Here is a 17,419-nt window from a genome sequence, read left to right on the forward strand (position 1 = left end):
ACTAATAGAGGCTTTGAAAAAAATGAAGTTAATGAGAAAAAATATTATCATCCTCTTTTTAATGGTTTTACCCATTAAGAGCATAAAAGCTCAAAACTTTTTGTATAATACTGAACAGTTTGGTATACGAGGATCTATGTTAGGAGGTGCTATAGCTGCTGGAGCAGATGATGAAAGTATGACTTTTTATAACCCTGCAGGAATACACAAAGTTCCTTCTCAAGTAAGTATATCTCTATTTCAGCCTGTAATTCGTAGCTTTGGTTTTAATAGCTTTTGGGGAGCAAGGGAAAGCAGCGAAATAAATACTAATTATGGGCTAAAACCTTCTCTTATATCTTTTAAATTTAATTTAAAAAATATTGAATTAGCATTTATTAAAATAAGTAAAAGCGAGTTAACAGATTTTTTTAATGCAAAAAGAGAAACCACAAACAGTAACCTTTTAAATACACAGTACTTTGAATATGAATATAAAGGCGAAGATGATTGGTTTGGAGTTGGAACAAGTTTTAAATTAACACCAAATATTTACCTAGGTATTAGTCAGTTTCTAAGTATTTCTAACTTTGAATATAGAAATAAAGTATTTTTAGAAGAACTAAATACAGCTAATAACACTTCTAATAGCTACTTTAACTCTGAACAAACTAGCAGTTATGATAACACAGGTTTTATAACTAAAATAGGTTTTTTATACGATACTAATAAACACGACTTTGGTTTTACAATAACTACTCCAAAGTATTTGAGAATTTTAAAAGATGGATATTATACAGGAGAATTAACCAGAATAGATAGTGACCATAGTTTAGGCAGGCAAATTGTAGATAATGATATATCTCCAGAGATACGAACTCCTTGGGAGTTTTCTATCGGATATAGTTTTCTAGTAAATAAAAATAGTAAATTATGGTTAAGTACCAGTTATCACACTGGAATATCTGATTATAAAGTCGCAAATATAAAATCCGGAAACTCTGCTTTTTCCTGGGTCAATGGTAATAAATCAGTTATTAACTTTGGAGTAGGGTATTCACATCAAATAAGTCCAACATTAGAATTATCAGGAGGTTTTAGAACAAATAATTTAGCCTACGAAAACAAAAAGGTTTCATTAACAAAATTGAGAAACACTATTTTAGATGGAAATCAGATACACTTTGTAATTGGAACTAAATTTAAATTCAAAAGACACGACGTGCTTTTAGGGTTAGACTGGGGAACTATTTATGATACTCCAAACAAAACTAGCTTTGAATATTTACAAGATATTGCTGAATTATCTCCAAACTTGAATGGGCTGACCAAACAAAATATAACTATTCTATTAACATATAGGTTTATTATAGATGAATTAATAAAGCTATAATATATCTTAACTTACTTAAGTTCAAAACATTTTAGGTTACTTTAATAATTATTCGTAAATTTGCAGGCCTTTTTACGAGTACAGATTTAAAAAGGGTAGAAAATAACATTTATTAAGTTTAATTTCTCTTGGCGTTAGTATCGTTAAAAATCTGGTTAACAAAAAGATACAAATATTTATTTCAGACATGTCTGAAGAAACAAAAAACACAGCAGAAGCTGTAAATCCAGCAGAATTTTTAGCAACCTTTAACTGGCACAAATACGAAGAAGGTATTGATGAAGTTGATGAGTCTAAATTAAAAGAATTTGAAAAAGCTTTAGAAGGTACTGTAGGGTTCGTAAACGAGCGCGATGTTATCGAAGGTGAAGTAGTACGTATTACTGATCGTGATGCTATTATCGACATTAACTCTAAATCTGAAGGTGTAATTTCGTTAAACGAATTCCGTTACAACCCAAATTTAGCTGTTGGAGACAAAGTAGAAGTATTAGTTGACAAAAGAGAAGACTCTTCAGGTCAATTAGTATTATCTCACAAAAAAGCACGTGTAATCAAAGCTTGGGATCGTGTTAACAATGCACACGAAACTGGTGAAATCGTTAACGGTTTTGTTAAGTGTAGAACTCGTGGAGGTATGATCGTTGATGTATTTGGTATTGAAGCATTCTTACCAGGTTCTCAAATTGATGTGAAGCCTATCCGTGACTACGATCAATATGTAGAAAAAACTATGGAATTCAAAGTTGTGAAAATCAACCACGAATTTAAAAACGTAGTAGTATCTCATAAAGCATTAATCGAAGCTGATTTAGAAGATCAAAAACGTGAAATTATCGGTCAATTAGAAAAAGGACAAGTACTAGAAGGTGTTGTTAAAAACATTACTTCTTATGGTGTATTTGTTGACTTAGGAGGTGTTGACGGATTAATTCATATTACTGATTTATCTTGGTCTCGTATCAACCACCCGAACGAAGTTGTTGAGTTAGATCAAAAATTAAACGTTGTAATCTTAGACTTCGATGATAACAAGTCAAGAATCCAATTAGGATTAAAACAATTATCTGCTCACCCATGGGAAGCTTTAAATGCTGACTTAAAAGTTGGTGATAAAGTAAAAGGTAAAGTAGTTGTTTTAGCTGATTATGGTGCATTTGTAGAGGTTGAAGAAGGAGTAGAAGGATTAATCCACGTATCTGAAATGTCATGGTCAACTCACTTACGTTCTGCACAAGATTTCGTAAAAGTTGGTGATGAAGTAGAAGCTCAAATCTTAACATTAGACCGCGAAGAGCGAAAAATGTCTTTAGGTATGAAGCAATTACACCCAGATCCATGGACAGATATTACTACTAAATACCCAGTAGGTTCTAAACACACTGGTACTGTACGTAACTACACTAACTTTGGTGTATTCGTAGAGTTAGAAGAAGGTATTGATGGATTAGTATATATCTCTGATTTATCTTGGACTAAGAAAATTAAGCACCCATCAGATTTCGTAACTGTAGGTGATCAATTAGAAGTTCAAGTATTAGAATTAGACGTAGAGAACCGTAAATTAAACTTAGGTCACAAGCAAACTCAAGATAACCCTTGGGATGCTCATGAATCTACTTATACAATCGGATCTATCCACGAAGGTACTATCAAAGAGAAAAATGATAAAGGTGCAACTGTAGTATTTGCTGATGGTGTTGAAGCTTTCGCTCCAACTCGTTTCTTAGAAAAAGAAGACGGAGGTAAATTAGCTAAAGGTGATGAAACTAAGTTCCAAGTAACTGAGTTTAGTAAAGAATACCGTAGAATTGTTGTTTCTCATACTTCTATCTTTAGAGAAGAAGAACAAAAGAACATCAAAGCTGCTGCTGCTAAAGCTCAAGAAGTAGAAAAAACTACTTTAGGAGATATCGGTGGATTAGCTGAATTAAAGAAGAAAATGGAAGGAAAATAATCCGAACAATTTCTTAAAATGTATAAACCGTTAAGCTGTAAAGTTTAACGGTTTTTTTAGTTCCTTATGTAACAAATGTTACAGTTAAAGCTTACTCTTTTTAAAGGATACTTTCTTAAATAGCTTTATATTTGCTCATCAATTAAAATTAATATGACACTTATTAAATCGATATCAGGTATTAGAGGTACCATAGGCGGAAATACAGGTGACAACTTAACACCTATAGATGCTGTAAAATTTGCAGCAGCTTACGGTACGTTTATAAAAAAGAAAAACTCCGAAAAAGAAAAAATTACCATTGTAATAGGTAGAGATGCCCGTATTTCGGGTAAAATGATAAGTAACTTAGTCGCAAATACACTAGTCGGTTTAGGAATTGATGTAATCGATTTAGGTTTATCTACAACACCAACTGTTGAAGTTGCTGTCCCTTTAGAAAAGGCAGATGGAGGTATTATCTTAACTGCTTCACACAATCCAAAACAATGGAATGCTTTAAAATTATTGAATGAAAAAGGAGAGTTTTTAAATGGTGAAGATGGAGCAGACATTTTAAAGATTGCTGAAAATGATACAACAATTGAGTTTGCTGAAGTTGGCGATTTAGGAGCGTATAGAAAAAAGAAGAACTACATAAAGAAGCATATTAAAGAAGTTTTAAAACTAGATTTAGTAGATAAGAAAGCCATCAAAAAAGCGAAATTTAAAGTTGTTGTTGATGGTGTAAACTCTACTGGAGGTATTGCTATTCCTGCTTTACTAAAAGAATTAGGAGTAAAATGTGTAGAATTATATTGTGAACCCAACGGACACTTTCCACACAATCCAGAACCTTTGAAAGAACACTTAACGGATATTTCTGAATTAGTAGTCAAGGAAAAAGCAGATTTAGGTATTGTAGTAGATCCTGATGTAGACCGTTTAGCGCTAATTTCTGAAGATGGTTCTATGTTTGGAGAAGAATACACTTTAGTAGCTTGTGCCGATTATATTTTAGGTCAATTAGGAGGTGGTAACACTGTTTCTAACCTATCATCCTCAAGAGCTTTACGAGATGTTACTGAAAAACATGGAGGAACATACACGGCAAGCGCAGTAGGAGAGGTGAACGTAGTACAAATGATGAAGGATACCAATACTGTAATTGGAGGAGAAGGAAATGGAGGAATTATCTATCCAGAATCTCATTATGGACGTGATTCGTTGGTAGGAGTTGCGTTATTCTTATCACATTTGGCTCATAAAAAAATATCTTGTAAAGCCTTAAGAGATTCATATCCTAGCTACTTTATGAGCAAAAATAAAATCCAGTTAACACCACAAATTGATGTTGATAAGATTTTAGAAACAATGGCTAATAACTATAAAAATGAAGATGTAAACACTATTGATGGTGTAAAAATTGATTTTGCTAACGAGTGGGTACACTTACGTAAATCGAATACCGAGCCAATCATCAGAATTTATACAGAAAGTACTAGCCAAGACAATGCAGATGCTTTAGCTAAAAGATTTATAACTGAAATACAACAAATAATACAATAGTTCATTGAAATTAAAAATAGTAAGTTTATTAATGCTGATGGTTTCAGCATCAATAATAGCGCAGAAGAAAAACGAAGAAATCATTCAAAAGAAAAAAGTAACTAACAAAGGAAAATTCTTCGTTTATTGGGGATGGAACTGGGCTAGTTATTCTAATTCAGATATTCGTTTTAAAGGAGCTAATTACGATTTTACATTACAAAATGTAAAAGCTCAAGATAGACAGACTAAGTTTTCATTTAATGATTATTTTAATCCAGGGAGAGTAACGATCCCTCAAACAAATTATAGAATAGGATATTTCTTTAAAGAAAACTATACTATTTCTATTGGAGTAGATCATATGAAATATGTAATGATAGCTGATCAAGATGTAAAAATTAATGGAAATATTAATATAGGAAACGCGAAGTATGATGGAACATATAATAACGAAACTATCAGTTTAGCAGCAGATTTTTTACGTTTTGAACACACTGACGGTTTAAATTATGTAAATGTAGAAGTAAAACGTTTTGATGATGTGAGTCACTGGTTTGGTTTAAACTTAGAAAACTTACAAATTAATTTAACAGAAGGAGTGGGGCTTGGTATTTTATACCCAAGAACCAACACAACCCTTTTAGGCATGGAGCGTCACGATGATTTTCATTTATCAGGATACGGAGCTTCTATTGGAGGTGGTTTAAATATAACATTCTTAAAACACTTTTTTGTACAGGCTGATTTAAAAGGAGGTTATATTTATATGCCAGATGTTAGAACAACTAAAAGCCCTATAGATACAGCATCACAAAGTTTTTACTTTTTTGAAAATACCATTTTAATAGGAGGTAAATTTAGACTTTAATAACAAAGTATTATAAATACGTTAATATTATAACTATTTTAGGCAAACAAATAATATACTGCTAATTTTACGCTACCTAACAAACAACTAGAGATTTCAACTATGGATTTAGAACAGTATTTTGATAAGTTTAGAAAAAATATTGTAGGTATAGATCAGACTTTTCAAACACCTTACGGTGAAAAGAAAATGATTTATACGGATTGGACTGCAAGTGGAAGATTATATCGACCTATAGAAGAACAACTTTTAAATAAATTTGGACCTTTTGTAGCCAATACTCATACAGAAACTTCTACATCAGGAGCTGCTATGACTTTAGCCTATCACGAAGCACGAAATATTATTAAACGCCACGTAAACGCTTCTTCCAATGATGTTTTAATTACGGAAGGTTCTGGTATGACGGGAGTAGTGAATAAATTTCAACGTATTTTAGGACTAAAAATAAATGAAAATTTAAAAGAAAACACACAGGTTCCAGATGAAAAAAGACCTATTGTCTTTGTAAGTCATATGGAGCATCACTCGAACCAAACATCTTGGATTGAAACTATAGCAGATGTTGAGGTTGTTCCTTGTAATGATGAAGGTTTAGTGTGTTTAGATAAGTTTGAAGAAACTATAAAAAAATACTTAGATAGACCTATTAAAATAGCTTCTATAGTAGCAGGATCAAATGTAACAGGAATAAAGACAGACTACCATAAAGTAGCCTCTTTAATTCATCGTTACGGTGGTTTATGCTTTGTCGATTTTGCCTGTTCTGCACCTTATGTAGATATAAATATGCATCCAGAAAAAGAAGATGAATATTTAGATGCTATTTTCTTTTCTCCACATAAGTTTTTAGGAGGTCCAGGAAGTTCTGGGGTGTTGATTTTTAATAAAAAACTGTATAAAAATATGGTTCCTGATAATCCTGGAGGAGGAACGGTTAGTTATACAAATCCTTGGGGGCAACATGATTATTTTGATGATGTAGAAACGCGTGAAGATGGAGGGACACCAGCTTTTTTACAAACTATAAAAATAGCTTTATGTATTCAAGTAAAAGATCAAATGGGTACTGATAAAATAAAGGAACGTGAAGATGAAATCAATCCAATTATTTTTAACTGTTTAGAAAATTTGGAAGGAGTTAAAATATTAGCTCCAGATCATAAAGATCGTTTGAGTATTTTTTCTTTCTACTTTGAAAAATATCACTTTAACCTTGTTGTAAAATTACTAAACGACCGATTTGGAATTCAAACTAGAGGTGGATGTTCGTGTGCAGGAACTTATGGACATTTCTTATTAAATGTAGACCAAATAAGATCAAATGAAATAAAAGGTCAAATATTAGAAGGTTGTAATACAGAAAAACCAGGTTGGGTACGTTTATCAGTACATCCAACAATTACAAATGAAGAAGTACAATTTATTTGTGAATCGTTACAAACGTTAGCCGAAAATATTGAAGAATGGTCTAAAGACTATGAGTACGACATTGCTAAAAATGATTATGTACATAAAACCATTGAACCAATTGAAAAACAACTGGTAACTGATTGGTTTTCGTTATAATTATGATATGACACACTTAAAAAGCTCTTTTTTAGAAGATAATTATTCAAAAATTAAAGAAGACTCTATATCTGGAAGGTGGATAACACTAACAGATATAGAGCCTTTATATTTAGGCTTACAAAACTCAGAAATTCAAACAAAAATTATTGGAGAGTCTGAAGAAGGAAGGGCCATTTATAAATTAAAATTGGGAAAAGGCAAAAAAAGAATTCTTATTTGGAGTCAAATGCACGGTAACGAAAGTACTGGAACCAAAGCTGTATTCGATTTTTTAAACTTCTTACAACGCTTTCCTACTCACCAAATAACAAAATCTATTATAGATAATTGTAGTATTACCATTGTTCCTATGCTAAATCCAGATGGAGCACAAGCATATACACGTGTTAATGCTAACAATGTAGACTTAAACAGAGATGCTGTTGAGTTAGAAGCCAAAGAAAGTAAACTTTTACGTAGTGTTTTAGAAGAGGTAAATCCTCAATTTTGCTTCAATTTACATGATCAAAGAACTATTTTTGGTGTTGAAGGAACTAAAAACCCAGCAACAATATCGTTTTTAGCCCCTTCAGAAGAAGAAAAAAGAACAATTACAGAAGGGAGAAAAGAAACAATGAATGTAATTGTTGCTATGAATGATTTGTTACAAGAAATCATACCCAATCATGTTGGTCGTTATACGGATGAATTTTACCCTACAGCAACAGGAGACAATTTTCAAAAGTTAGGACATAATACAATACTAATTGAAGCAGGACATTTTGCAGGTGATTACGAAAGGGAAGAGGTTAGAAAATTCAATTTTTATGCGCTTTTACAGGGGATTTATCATATTTCTTTAACAAATAATTTTAAAGAGTTTAAAAAATATTTAGCTATCCCTAACAATATCAAGAACTTCTACGATGTGATTTATCGATCAAAAAATAATGAAAAAGATGTTGCATATCAGTATGTAGAAACTATAGAAAATGATAAATTTGCACTCGTTTTAACAAAGGAAAAAGAAGGTAACTTATCTATGTATTTAGCTCACAAAGAATTCATAAAAAACAGTTAAAAATTCTACTTTCTTTAAATAAAACTTATTTTTTTTAGAAAAAAACCATATTTTAGCAATATTACTTGAAGAAAACAAAAAAATGAAGAAGTTCATACTAGATGAAATCGATCATCAAATTTTAGACATTTTAATTGAAAATGCTCGTACACCATTTACAGACATTGCAAAAAAGCTGTTAGTATCTGCAGGTACTATACATGTACGCGTAAAAAAAATGGAAGACGAAGGAATTATTCAAGGATCTACTTTAACCTTGAATTATGAAAAAATGGGGTATTCATTTATTGCTCACGTTGGAATTTTTTTAGAGAAGACATCTATGACACAACATGTTTTAGACAATTTAAGATTGATTCCTAATGTAACTGTAGCCTACGTAACTGCAGGAAAATATAATATTTTCTGTAAAGTACGTGCTAAAAACACTAACGATGCAAAAGACATTATTTACAGAATAGATGATATTCATGGAGTTAATAGAACAGAAACAATGATTGCTCTTGAAGAAAGCATCAATGATAAAAAGCGTTTAATGCACGCAATTTTTAAAGATATTTAAAAAACTATTTTTAAAAAAGTTAAAAGGGTAGCATAATTATGCTACCCTTTTTTATTGTTTTCAATAAATTAGCTATTTCTATTCAAATAAAAACAGTATTTAATTTATAAAAAAGAGTAGAGTATAAGGAGACTATTATTATAAACTCCAATTAAACTTTTCATAAACTACATACCAATCTTTAGGGAAATCAGCTTTAATTAATAATTTTTTATTCGAATATGGATGAATGAACTCTAAAGAATAAGCGTGTAAAAAAAGGTTTTCACAATCAAAATTATCAATAAACATTGTATTGTGATTTTTATCACCGTATTTAGGATCTCCAATTAAAGGATGACTAATTTTGTTCATATGGATTCGTAACTGGTGTAATCTACCTGTTTTAGGGGCTAACTTTACCAAACTATACCTAGATGTGTCATAAGGTTTTACAGGAATATTTACTGTAACCGTTTTTATAGTACTTAAATGTGTTTCTGCATCTTTATGTACGTTGGCATCTCTTCCTTTTACAGGAGAATCTATAATTTTAGTTTCAGGAGCATGACCTCTAACAACTCCATAATACGTTTTTTGTATTTCATTATTAGTAAACAGTTCTTGAAACTTAGCTACAAACTTTGTTTCCTTAGAAAGTAATATAATTCCAGACGTTTTTCTATCAAGACGATGAATTGGATACATTTTTTGATTGCATTGCTGTTGAATTATTTGTAACAAAGAATATTCATCAGCAACATTTCTAGAATGATGCGCATGATGTACAACTACATTATTAGGTTTTGATACGCATAACACATATTCATCTTCATAAATAACATCTAGCTTCATTATACTATTCGTTTACTGGTTTTAATTTGGTGAAGTTTAAAAGGAGTAAAGATAACGCACCACATATAAAAAAACCTATAAAAAGTGGGAGAGTAGTGGTTTCAACATATTTTCCTATAAATGTAGCAATTGGTACTGCCATAATGGTAGATACAAATCCGTTAATTGCAGCTCCAATTCCAGCAATATGTCCAACAGGCTGCATTGCTAATGCTCGAAGATTTCCAAATAAAAATCCGATAGAGAAAAACTGTAGTGCAAAGAAGATTAATAATACTACAATACTTGGATTTTCCTTTTGATAAAATAATATTATATAAATAATAGGAACAATTGAAAATATAATTAAAAAGAATGAAACGAGTTTATGCATTCCAAACTTCATAACAAACGAACCATTTAAAAAAGTAGCAAAACCAACAGAAATAGCTAAACCAGCAAAAATATATGGAAATTCGTCTACCAATAAATATTGCTCTTGAAAAATTTGCTGTGAAGCACTTAAATATACCATAAATGACCCTGTAATAAAACCAGATATAAGTGTAAAAATTACAGCTTGTTTATATTTTATAAATTCTTTTGACCCATCTAAAAATAAACGAAATGCAAACTTAATTCTATTTTCTTTTTGAAGAGTTTCTGGTTGGCGCTTCCATAACCAAAACATTACTAAAACACCAAATATTAGTTGACTATAAAATATAGATTTCCATCCGTAAGCATCCAACATTAACTTACCAATAGCAGGAGCTACAACAGGAACTAAAATAAAAATCACCACAATAAACGACATAATTTTAGCCATGTAGTTTCCACTAAAACTATCTCTAACCATGGCAATACTAATTGTTCTAGGAGCAGAGAGTCCTATTCCTTGTAAGACTCTTCCTAAAACCATCATTTCTATGTTTGTAGCACTAACACAAATAAAACTTGCAATAACAAAAAGTATAAAACCACCATAAATAACAGGCTTTCTTCCTAAACTATCAGAAATTGGCCCAGAAATTAATTGCCCAAAGCCTAGTCCTAAAAAAATCATTGTTACTAATAATTGACTATCGTGTGATCCTTGTTGAACTCGAATACTAATACCTATTTGTTCTAAAGCTGGGAGTAATGCATCTATTGATAAAGCTACTAATGACATTAGAGAAGCCATTAAAGCAATGAATTCTAATTTCGATTGATTATTTTTTTGCATTATGCAAAAATACTGCCTTTATTTTAGTTAGAAGTATGGATAAAAGTTAAAAAAAGGCTGCTTTTTTAACAGCCTTAAACAAACAATACTATAAACTATATATGTCTAATAAAAAAGACGCTGCCAAGAATAAAATGTAGTGAAACAAAAAAATGTAATAAAGTGAAGGGGCTTTTTATTCAGAACAGCGTCATATACTATATACATCTTACAATTTATGAAACAGTTATAAATAAAATAACCCTACTTTTTTTGTTAAAAAATATTATAGATATTATTAATAATTAAATAAAAAAATAAAGAGTAAACAAGGGTGAGTTATATTTACCCTTGTTTATAAAAAAAACTAAGCCATAACATCGAAAGATGCTTATACAACTTCAGACTTATAATAAAAATCTACATGACTAAATTCATCAAATGCTAATGTTATGTTATTATTGGTAAATTTTGCTATAAATTGGGTAGAGCAAGGGGTAGTAGATGCATTTGTACTATATATTACTAAACTTGGTTGTACAATTTTATCTGCATAAGCCTTTCCAATAATTAAAATCTAATTCAAAGAAGAATACTTTTTTATGTATTCTTTTGGGCTCATTCCTACCTTTTTTTTAAAAACTCTAGTGAAATATTGAGGATATTCAAACCCCAGTTTATATGCCGTTTCAGATATTGAAAAATTTGGATTCAACAATAAACTTTTAGCTTCATCAACTAAAAATAAATTGATTTGGTCTACAGCTGTCTTTCCTGTCTCAGCTTTTATAGTGTCACTCATATAACGATGACTTACATTTAATTGTGTAGCCATCCAATCTAAAGTAGGGATTCCCTCTTCAGCAAATAAGTTTTGTTCAAAATAGGTGTTTAATATATCTTTAAATTTGGTAATTAAAATCTTGTTATCATCAGTTCTATTTAAAAACTGTCTTTTGTAAAACCTATCAGCATACTTTAATAAAGTTTCTAATTGAGAAATAATGATTTCTTTGCTAAACTCATCATGATTATTATAATATTCGGCTTTAATACTCTTGAAAATATTTTTTACTATCTCTTCTTCTTTAGGTGATAGATGAAGTGCTTCGTTTACATTGTAATTAAAGAAATTATAGGTCTTGATTTTTTCATAAATATCAAGGCTTTGTATATAATTTTTATGAAATGCTATATGATAACTCTCTGAACTAAACACCAAATCTTTAAATATTAAAGTTTGGTTTGGCGCTGTAAACAACATTGTTCCTTTAGTACAATCATATTTAGTACGTCCATAAGAGAGTTCCCCTGAAATAATGTTCTTTAGGCTGATACCATAAAACTGGCAATTTATTTCTACAGGTTCGTCAAAAGCATAAGCTTCACAACTCTCATATTCATCTTCTTCTAATTCAGTATGGATAATACTAAATAAAGGATTTTCAGGCATTTTTAAACTAAAATGGTCGTGGAATTCTGTTATGGAATTGAAGTTAAGACTTGACATTTTCATGATTTCTGTACTTTGTAAATCTACGATTTATTATTAATATTCATTCCACCAGCTGGAATCACTGTTTTCGATATTATTTATGGTAAATGTTTGGCCAATTCTTGGTGCTACCAAAGGTATGTTTAGTTCATTTGCTTTTTTAGTAACACGTTCAATTGGGTCTGTCCAAGAGTGTAATGCCAGTTTAAAACCGGCCCAATGAATTGGCATTATTTTTTTTGCTTGTAAATCTACGCCTGCTTGCGCAGTTTGCTCTGGAAGCATATGTATGTCTTGCCATTGCTCATCGTACTGTCCGCATTCTAGCATTGCAAAATCGAATGGTCCATATTTGTTGCCGATTTCTGTAAAGTGTTCACCATAACCACTATCTCCACTAAAAAAGATGTTATCAGTTGGTGTTTTGATTATCCATGAACTCCATAAAGTACTCTGATGATTATTCATTTTTCTACCAGAGAAATGTTGAGATGGTGTACAGATAAACTGCAAACCTTTATATGTTGTTTCTCCCCACCAATCAAGTTCCGTAATTTTTTCTTCGGAAATTCCCCAAGCTTTTAAATGCACTCCAACGGCTAGTGGAACAAAATAGTGTTCTACTTTTGATTTTAGCTTTTCAATACTTTCATAATCTAAATGATCGTAATGGTCGTGGGAAATGACTACAGCATCTATTTTAGGTAATTTCTCAATTTCTAGAGGTATCTCTTTATTAAAACGATTTTCACCTAAAAAGTTCATTGGTGCAGCTACTTTACCAAACATTGGGTCAATTAGAATGTTTTTTCCTTGTGTTTGCATTAAGAAAGCCGAATGCCCATACCAAATGAAGCGTGTGTCACCTTTATAATCAGCAACATTTATCGAATCTATTTTTTGAACGTGTAAGTCTTGCTTTGGTCTTCCGTTTTTAACTTTGGTAGTAAAGAATTTCCAGGATAATTTTACCATATCATTAAACCCTAAATTTTGCGGAACGTTTGCATCCTTATTACGGAATTTGCCATTTTCGTATTGTTTAGAACTAGTATAAGATTGGTAATCTTTTTTTGTGACGTCGCCACCAAAAGAAGGATAAAATTTGACAATCAAAACGTAAGCAACTATCAAAATACCAATAAGTGATAAGAGGGTAATCAACATTTTTTTTATAATTTTTTGTATACTATTTTTCATAGACTTTTGGGAATAAGCTCTAAAGTAGACGCTTCATGTTTTTTTTGTGTCAAATGTCAATCGCATTACTGGATAAATCAATCCTAATAATTTTAGATATGCTTTATTTACTTTAGGGTTTATTTCTTCTAAATCCGTGGGAATAACACCATCAATATCTACAACTGTGTTACCAGTTTTCATAGCACCTTCAGGATGCTTTAAAAAAGCATGATGCCAGCTTCGTTTTCCGAACTTATACTGACGTACAAAAAAACGTCCTTCAATTGCGACGATAGTGATATCAATAAAACGATGATTACCACATTTAATTTGATGTACTTTCTGCCCTTTCACTAGTGTTTCTAGTTCTTGTATTTTCATATAGAAAAGCTTAAGACGTTATTAATCGATTAGGAGTTTAATACTTGTAAAAATTCTATCTAAATTATTTATTAAAAAATTCTGCTACAGCATCTGTTGATGCTTTTACAGCTTCAGGCTTATAATAAAAATCTACATGAGTAAAATCATCAAATGCTAATGTTGTGTTATCATTAGTAAGTTTTGCTATAAATTGGGTAGAGCAGGGGGCAGTAGATGCATTGGTACTATATATTACTAAACTTGGTTGTACAATTTTATCTGCATAAGCCTCTCCAATAGAAATTAAAGACTGCATGGCTTGGTCTGCAATATGTATGTTTGAAGCATTTTTAACAGTTCCAGGGCCTTTTTCACCGTTTTTTCCATAGTAATTATACGTTTCTTCTGCCATTACTGGGTAAGCGGCAGTAGTAACAAACTCTTCTTTAGTCATTTCATCATCTAATCCAAATGGAGCATAATAATCAGGTTCTCCAGTTTCGTACTGTTTTTGCATAGAATCATTAGCAGCTGCAATCATAGGATCTGTAACTTCTCTACCTAACCATTGAAAACCATCTGCTGCCATCATACCAAAAACCATTGCTATTTTCTTAATTCTATGGTCTGTAACTGCTGCTGATGCAATGATAGAACCACCCTGACAAACACCTAGTCCTTCAATCTCTTCTATAAAAGGAAGTGTACCGAGATAAGATACTGCATCCCAAGTATTTTCTATTAATCTAAACATGTATCTAGATTTTTTATGTTCTCCTGGTAATGCTGGAGAATCTCCCATTCCTAAATAATCAAATCCCAAAAAAACAAACCCTCTTTTTGCCATTTCTGGTCCATAGGTTGCCATAATCTGTCCTTTAACTTGTGGAAACGGACTAGCACTTACTATGGCTTTGTACTTCTTGTTTGAATCAAATCCTTTAGGTAGGTAAAGATCTCCTGCTAATTCTACTCCAAATGACGTGAATGTCACACTATTTTTTCCTGCTTTTAAATTGTTCATCTTTTTTATAGCCGTATTATCCTACAATACTTATACATTTTGGTATCAGACTTACACATTTTGGTTAAAACAATTTATTGCAAGAAGAAATTTCTCAAAGTATTAATGGTTAAATAATTTAGTCTTTATTTTACATAATATTAATTATAGTACAAAATAAATTGTAAGCTATAATTCCATATTATGTAAAATATCCCAGAAAGTCTTTAACACACAATAAACTTTGGTACTTGGGTCATTAAAATTTCAAATACGAGATTCTTACGGGTTAAGATTTTAGATTTATAAGGAAAACCATTTGTAACTATAATTTGCCATTATGTAAAATTGCCGCTACCAAACGCTCGATTGCTTTTATAAAATCAAATTGCTTAATGCAATTTATTTATAACACAATTATCCATCGCTTGCCAACGCCAAAAAAAGCAAAAGAGTGTTCCATTAACTGTAGTGAAAGAAGCTTTGGAGAAGAAAACTTTTAAAAGAAAAATCAGCAAATGAAACTATTGCTTTTACTAAAGCAAAGTTACATAACGCGGTACATTATAATACATTTTAAATTGTGTAAATAGAATGACGAAGTGTTTTTTATTTAATTGTAGATATGTTTTATGGTATCTACAAATTTGTTACAGTCATTTTACGACACTGTAATTTTATTCATATCCACATGTAGATAACCTGTAACAATCTTTTTTATAAGTGTTTAATATTCGTTGAAGTTTCTGAATTATATTTTTAAATATTATGTTAAATATAATTCTTATATCTCCGTCTGAAAACTATTTAAAAGTAAAAGAATTTAGAAGTTAGGTTTTAGATATAAACAAATTATATATTTTTTATACCTAACTTCTAAAATTCTAATTTTGCCAATGTAATTATTTATTAGCTACAAATATTTCTTTTAACTGTTTAATTACATTTCCGTTTCCAGTAACTGTAATTTCTCCAATCTTATCAGCAATTTTTTCTACATACTCCATTTCTTTTAACTTAAACAACATTTCGTTGTCTTCCATTAATTTAGCAGTATTTAATAAGCTTCTCGTTGAGGCTGTTTCTTCTCTTCTGGTAATAATATTAGCTTGGGCTTTCTTTTGTGCTACCAATACCTGATTCATGATTTCTTTCATTTCTCCTGGTAAAATAACATCTCTAATTCCGCAACCTTGAATTACTACACCTAATTTTTCAGCATTCGCTTTTGTTTCTTCAAAAACTGCTGTAGAAACATCCTCTTTATTGGCTAATAATTCATCTAATGTGTAGTGCCCTACATATTTTCTCAATGCTAACTGCATGTTTACATATAATTGTTTTTCATAGTCTTTGTTAGCCAATAACGCTTTTTCAATATCAGTTACTTTGTACTGCGTATAAAAGTTAATTCTAACATTTGCTTTGTCTTTAGTTAACAATTCCTGACCTGCAATTTCTAATTGTAATTGTCTGGTGTCTACTTTCGCTATTTTAATAGTTGTTTCATTTTTCCAAAACCTATACGTCCCTCCTACCAATGTTTTTTGGTAGGTATCATTCACTAACAACACCGCTTTTTCGTAGGCAGCAACTTCAAAAGTTCTAACATATTTGTTTACCTCATAATTATTGAATAAAGAGGCATCAACTTTTTCAGTAATCTCAATCTTGCTTATATCTATTCTTTGAAAGGTTCTAGTAATAAACCCTTTCCAGAAAACATGTCTTCCAGCATTTAAAACTCTTTTAAAGTTATTATTTTCGTACATGAAAACTAACTCATTGTCTTGTGCTTCAACAATCTCTAACATTGCTGCTAAAGTTGCGTCTTGTAACAACACTTCTAAAGCTACTGATGTATAAAAATCTTTTGTTAAATCGTATACTGCCATTGTTTGATTAAACCCTAACCAATGTGTACCCGCTTTAATTACCTTTATGTAATCTCCTTTTTTAAATACTAATCCTACTTTTCCTTGATTAATTGTTATTCTTTTCATAATCTTTTTGTTTTTAATTGTTTATACGTTGTTTTTCTCACCATAGAGAAATTTGTTTGTTTTTGTAAAAAGTACTGAATGTTAATGCTTATAAGCCCACGGAAATAATAAGATTACATAGCTTTTGTATTGTTGTTTACTACATGGGTTATACTAATTGATACTATAACTGACATACTAAATTTCAATACATTGTTTATGTAATGGTTATTATTTCAAAGTACGTTTATAAGTGTTTATTTAAAAACTCATTAAACATTCAACACTTTAGGTTCATCAGTTTTACAAGATGATGAGCTTCCTGATGACTTTTCTCAAGTCGTGAGGTCGGACTCGAACCGACATGCCGTAAGGCTTACCATAATTACTAGAACCGAAATCCAGTGCGTTTGACCGCTCCGCCATATCCTTTCGGATAGTGGGATTCGAACC

General features: G+C 30.9%; 14 protein-coding genes. 7 read left to right on the plus strand and 7 right to left on the minus strand.

The window, feature by feature from the left end; genetic code table 11:
• Positions 1-31: 31 nt before the first annotated feature.
• The 7 genes from MHM83_RS10590 to MHM83_RS10620 all read left to right on the plus strand — a co-directional run bounded on the left by MHM83_RS10590 (position 32) and on the right by MHM83_RS10620 (position 8,921).
• A complete protein-coding gene (locus MHM83_RS10590; RefSeq protein WP_239179666.1) occupies positions 32-1,372 on the plus strand; it encodes a hypothetical protein in 1,341 nt (446 codons plus the stop codon).
• Between the two features lie 187 nt (positions 1,373-1,559).
• Entirely contained in the window at positions 1,560-3,329 is a 1,770-nt protein-coding gene (gene rpsA / locus MHM83_RS10595) for a 30S ribosomal protein S1 (RefSeq protein ID WP_047788829.1), read from the plus strand.
• 153 nt (positions 3,330-3,482) lie between these two features.
• The gene (glmM, locus tag MHM83_RS10600) at positions 3,483-4,877 is read left to right on the plus strand and encodes a phosphoglucosamine mutase (RefSeq protein ID WP_239179668.1); all 1,395 of its coding nucleotides are present in this window, start codon (positions 3,483-3,485) and stop codon (positions 4,875-4,877) included.
• Between the two features lie 31 nt (positions 4,878-4,908).
• Positions 4,909-5,727: a hypothetical protein gene (locus tag MHM83_RS10605; RefSeq protein WP_370641988.1), complete on the plus strand. Its 819-nt coding sequence runs from the start codon at positions 4,909-4,911 to the stop codon at positions 5,725-5,727.
• Between the two features lie 102 nt (positions 5,728-5,829).
• Positions 5,830-7,296 carry an aminotransferase class V-fold PLP-dependent enzyme gene (locus MHM83_RS10610; protein WP_167713839.1) on the plus strand — a complete coding sequence of 489 codons (1,467 nt, stop codon included), beginning with the start codon at positions 5,830-5,832 and terminating at the stop codon, positions 7,294-7,296.
• 7 nt (positions 7,297-7,303) lie between these two features.
• Positions 7,304-8,359 (plus strand): M14 family zinc carboxypeptidase, encoded by a 1,056-nt coding sequence (locus tag MHM83_RS10615; protein ID WP_073184187.1) that lies wholly within the window; start codon positions 7,304-7,306, stop codon positions 8,357-8,359.
• 82 nt (positions 8,360-8,441) lie between these two features.
• Complete coding sequence (locus MHM83_RS10620) at positions 8,442-8,921, plus strand: Lrp/AsnC family transcriptional regulator (protein WP_047788824.1); 480 nt, start codon at positions 8,442-8,444, stop codon at positions 8,919-8,921.
• 138 nt (positions 8,922-9,059) lie between these two features.
• On the opposite strand, the gene MHM83_RS10625 is transcribed toward MHM83_RS10620, so the two are convergent.
• From MHM83_RS10625 to MHM83_RS10655, 7 genes are all read right to left on the minus strand, one after another.
• On the minus strand, positions 9,060-9,755 hold the full coding sequence (locus tag MHM83_RS10625) for a pseudouridine synthase (RefSeq protein ID WP_047788823.1): 696 nt from the start codon (positions 9,753-9,755) through the stop codon (positions 9,060-9,062).
• Between the two features lie 4 nt (positions 9,756-9,759).
• Complete coding sequence (locus MHM83_RS10630) at positions 9,760-10,962, minus strand: multidrug effflux MFS transporter (protein ID WP_239179670.1); 1,203 nt, start codon at positions 10,960-10,962, stop codon at positions 9,760-9,762.
• Positions 10,963-11,518: 556 nt separating this feature from the next.
• The gene (locus MHM83_RS10635; RefSeq protein ID WP_239179672.1) at positions 11,519-12,451 is read right to left on the minus strand and encodes a helix-turn-helix domain-containing protein; all 933 of its coding nucleotides are present in this window, start codon (positions 12,449-12,451) and stop codon (positions 11,519-11,521) included.
• A gap of 39 nt (positions 12,452-12,490) precedes the next feature.
• Positions 12,491-13,636, minus strand: a complete 1,146-nt coding sequence (locus MHM83_RS10640; RefSeq protein WP_231128411.1) for an MBL fold metallo-hydrolase — start codon at positions 13,634-13,636, stop codon at positions 12,491-12,493.
• A gap of 33 nt (positions 13,637-13,669) precedes the next feature.
• Positions 13,670-13,999, minus strand: a complete 330-nt coding sequence (locus tag MHM83_RS10645) for a hypothetical protein (RefSeq protein ID WP_239179674.1) — start codon at positions 13,997-13,999, stop codon at positions 13,670-13,672.
• Positions 14,000-14,063: 64 nt separating this feature from the next.
• Positions 14,064-15,005 (minus strand): alpha/beta hydrolase, encoded by a 942-nt coding sequence (locus MHM83_RS10650; RefSeq protein WP_239179676.1) that lies wholly within the window; start codon positions 15,003-15,005, stop codon positions 14,064-14,066.
• Between the two features lie 881 nt (positions 15,006-15,886).
• Positions 15,887-16,987, minus strand: a complete 1,101-nt coding sequence (locus MHM83_RS10655; RefSeq protein ID WP_239179677.1) for a slipin family protein — start codon at positions 16,985-16,987, stop codon at positions 15,887-15,889.
• Between the last annotated feature and the right edge of the window lie 432 nt (positions 16,988-17,419).

It is taken from the genome of Tenacibaculum sp. Mcav3-52, from assembly GCF_022347665.1.
Lineage (GTDB): Bacteria > Bacteroidota > Bacteroidia > Flavobacteriales > Flavobacteriaceae > Polaribacter > Polaribacter mesophilus.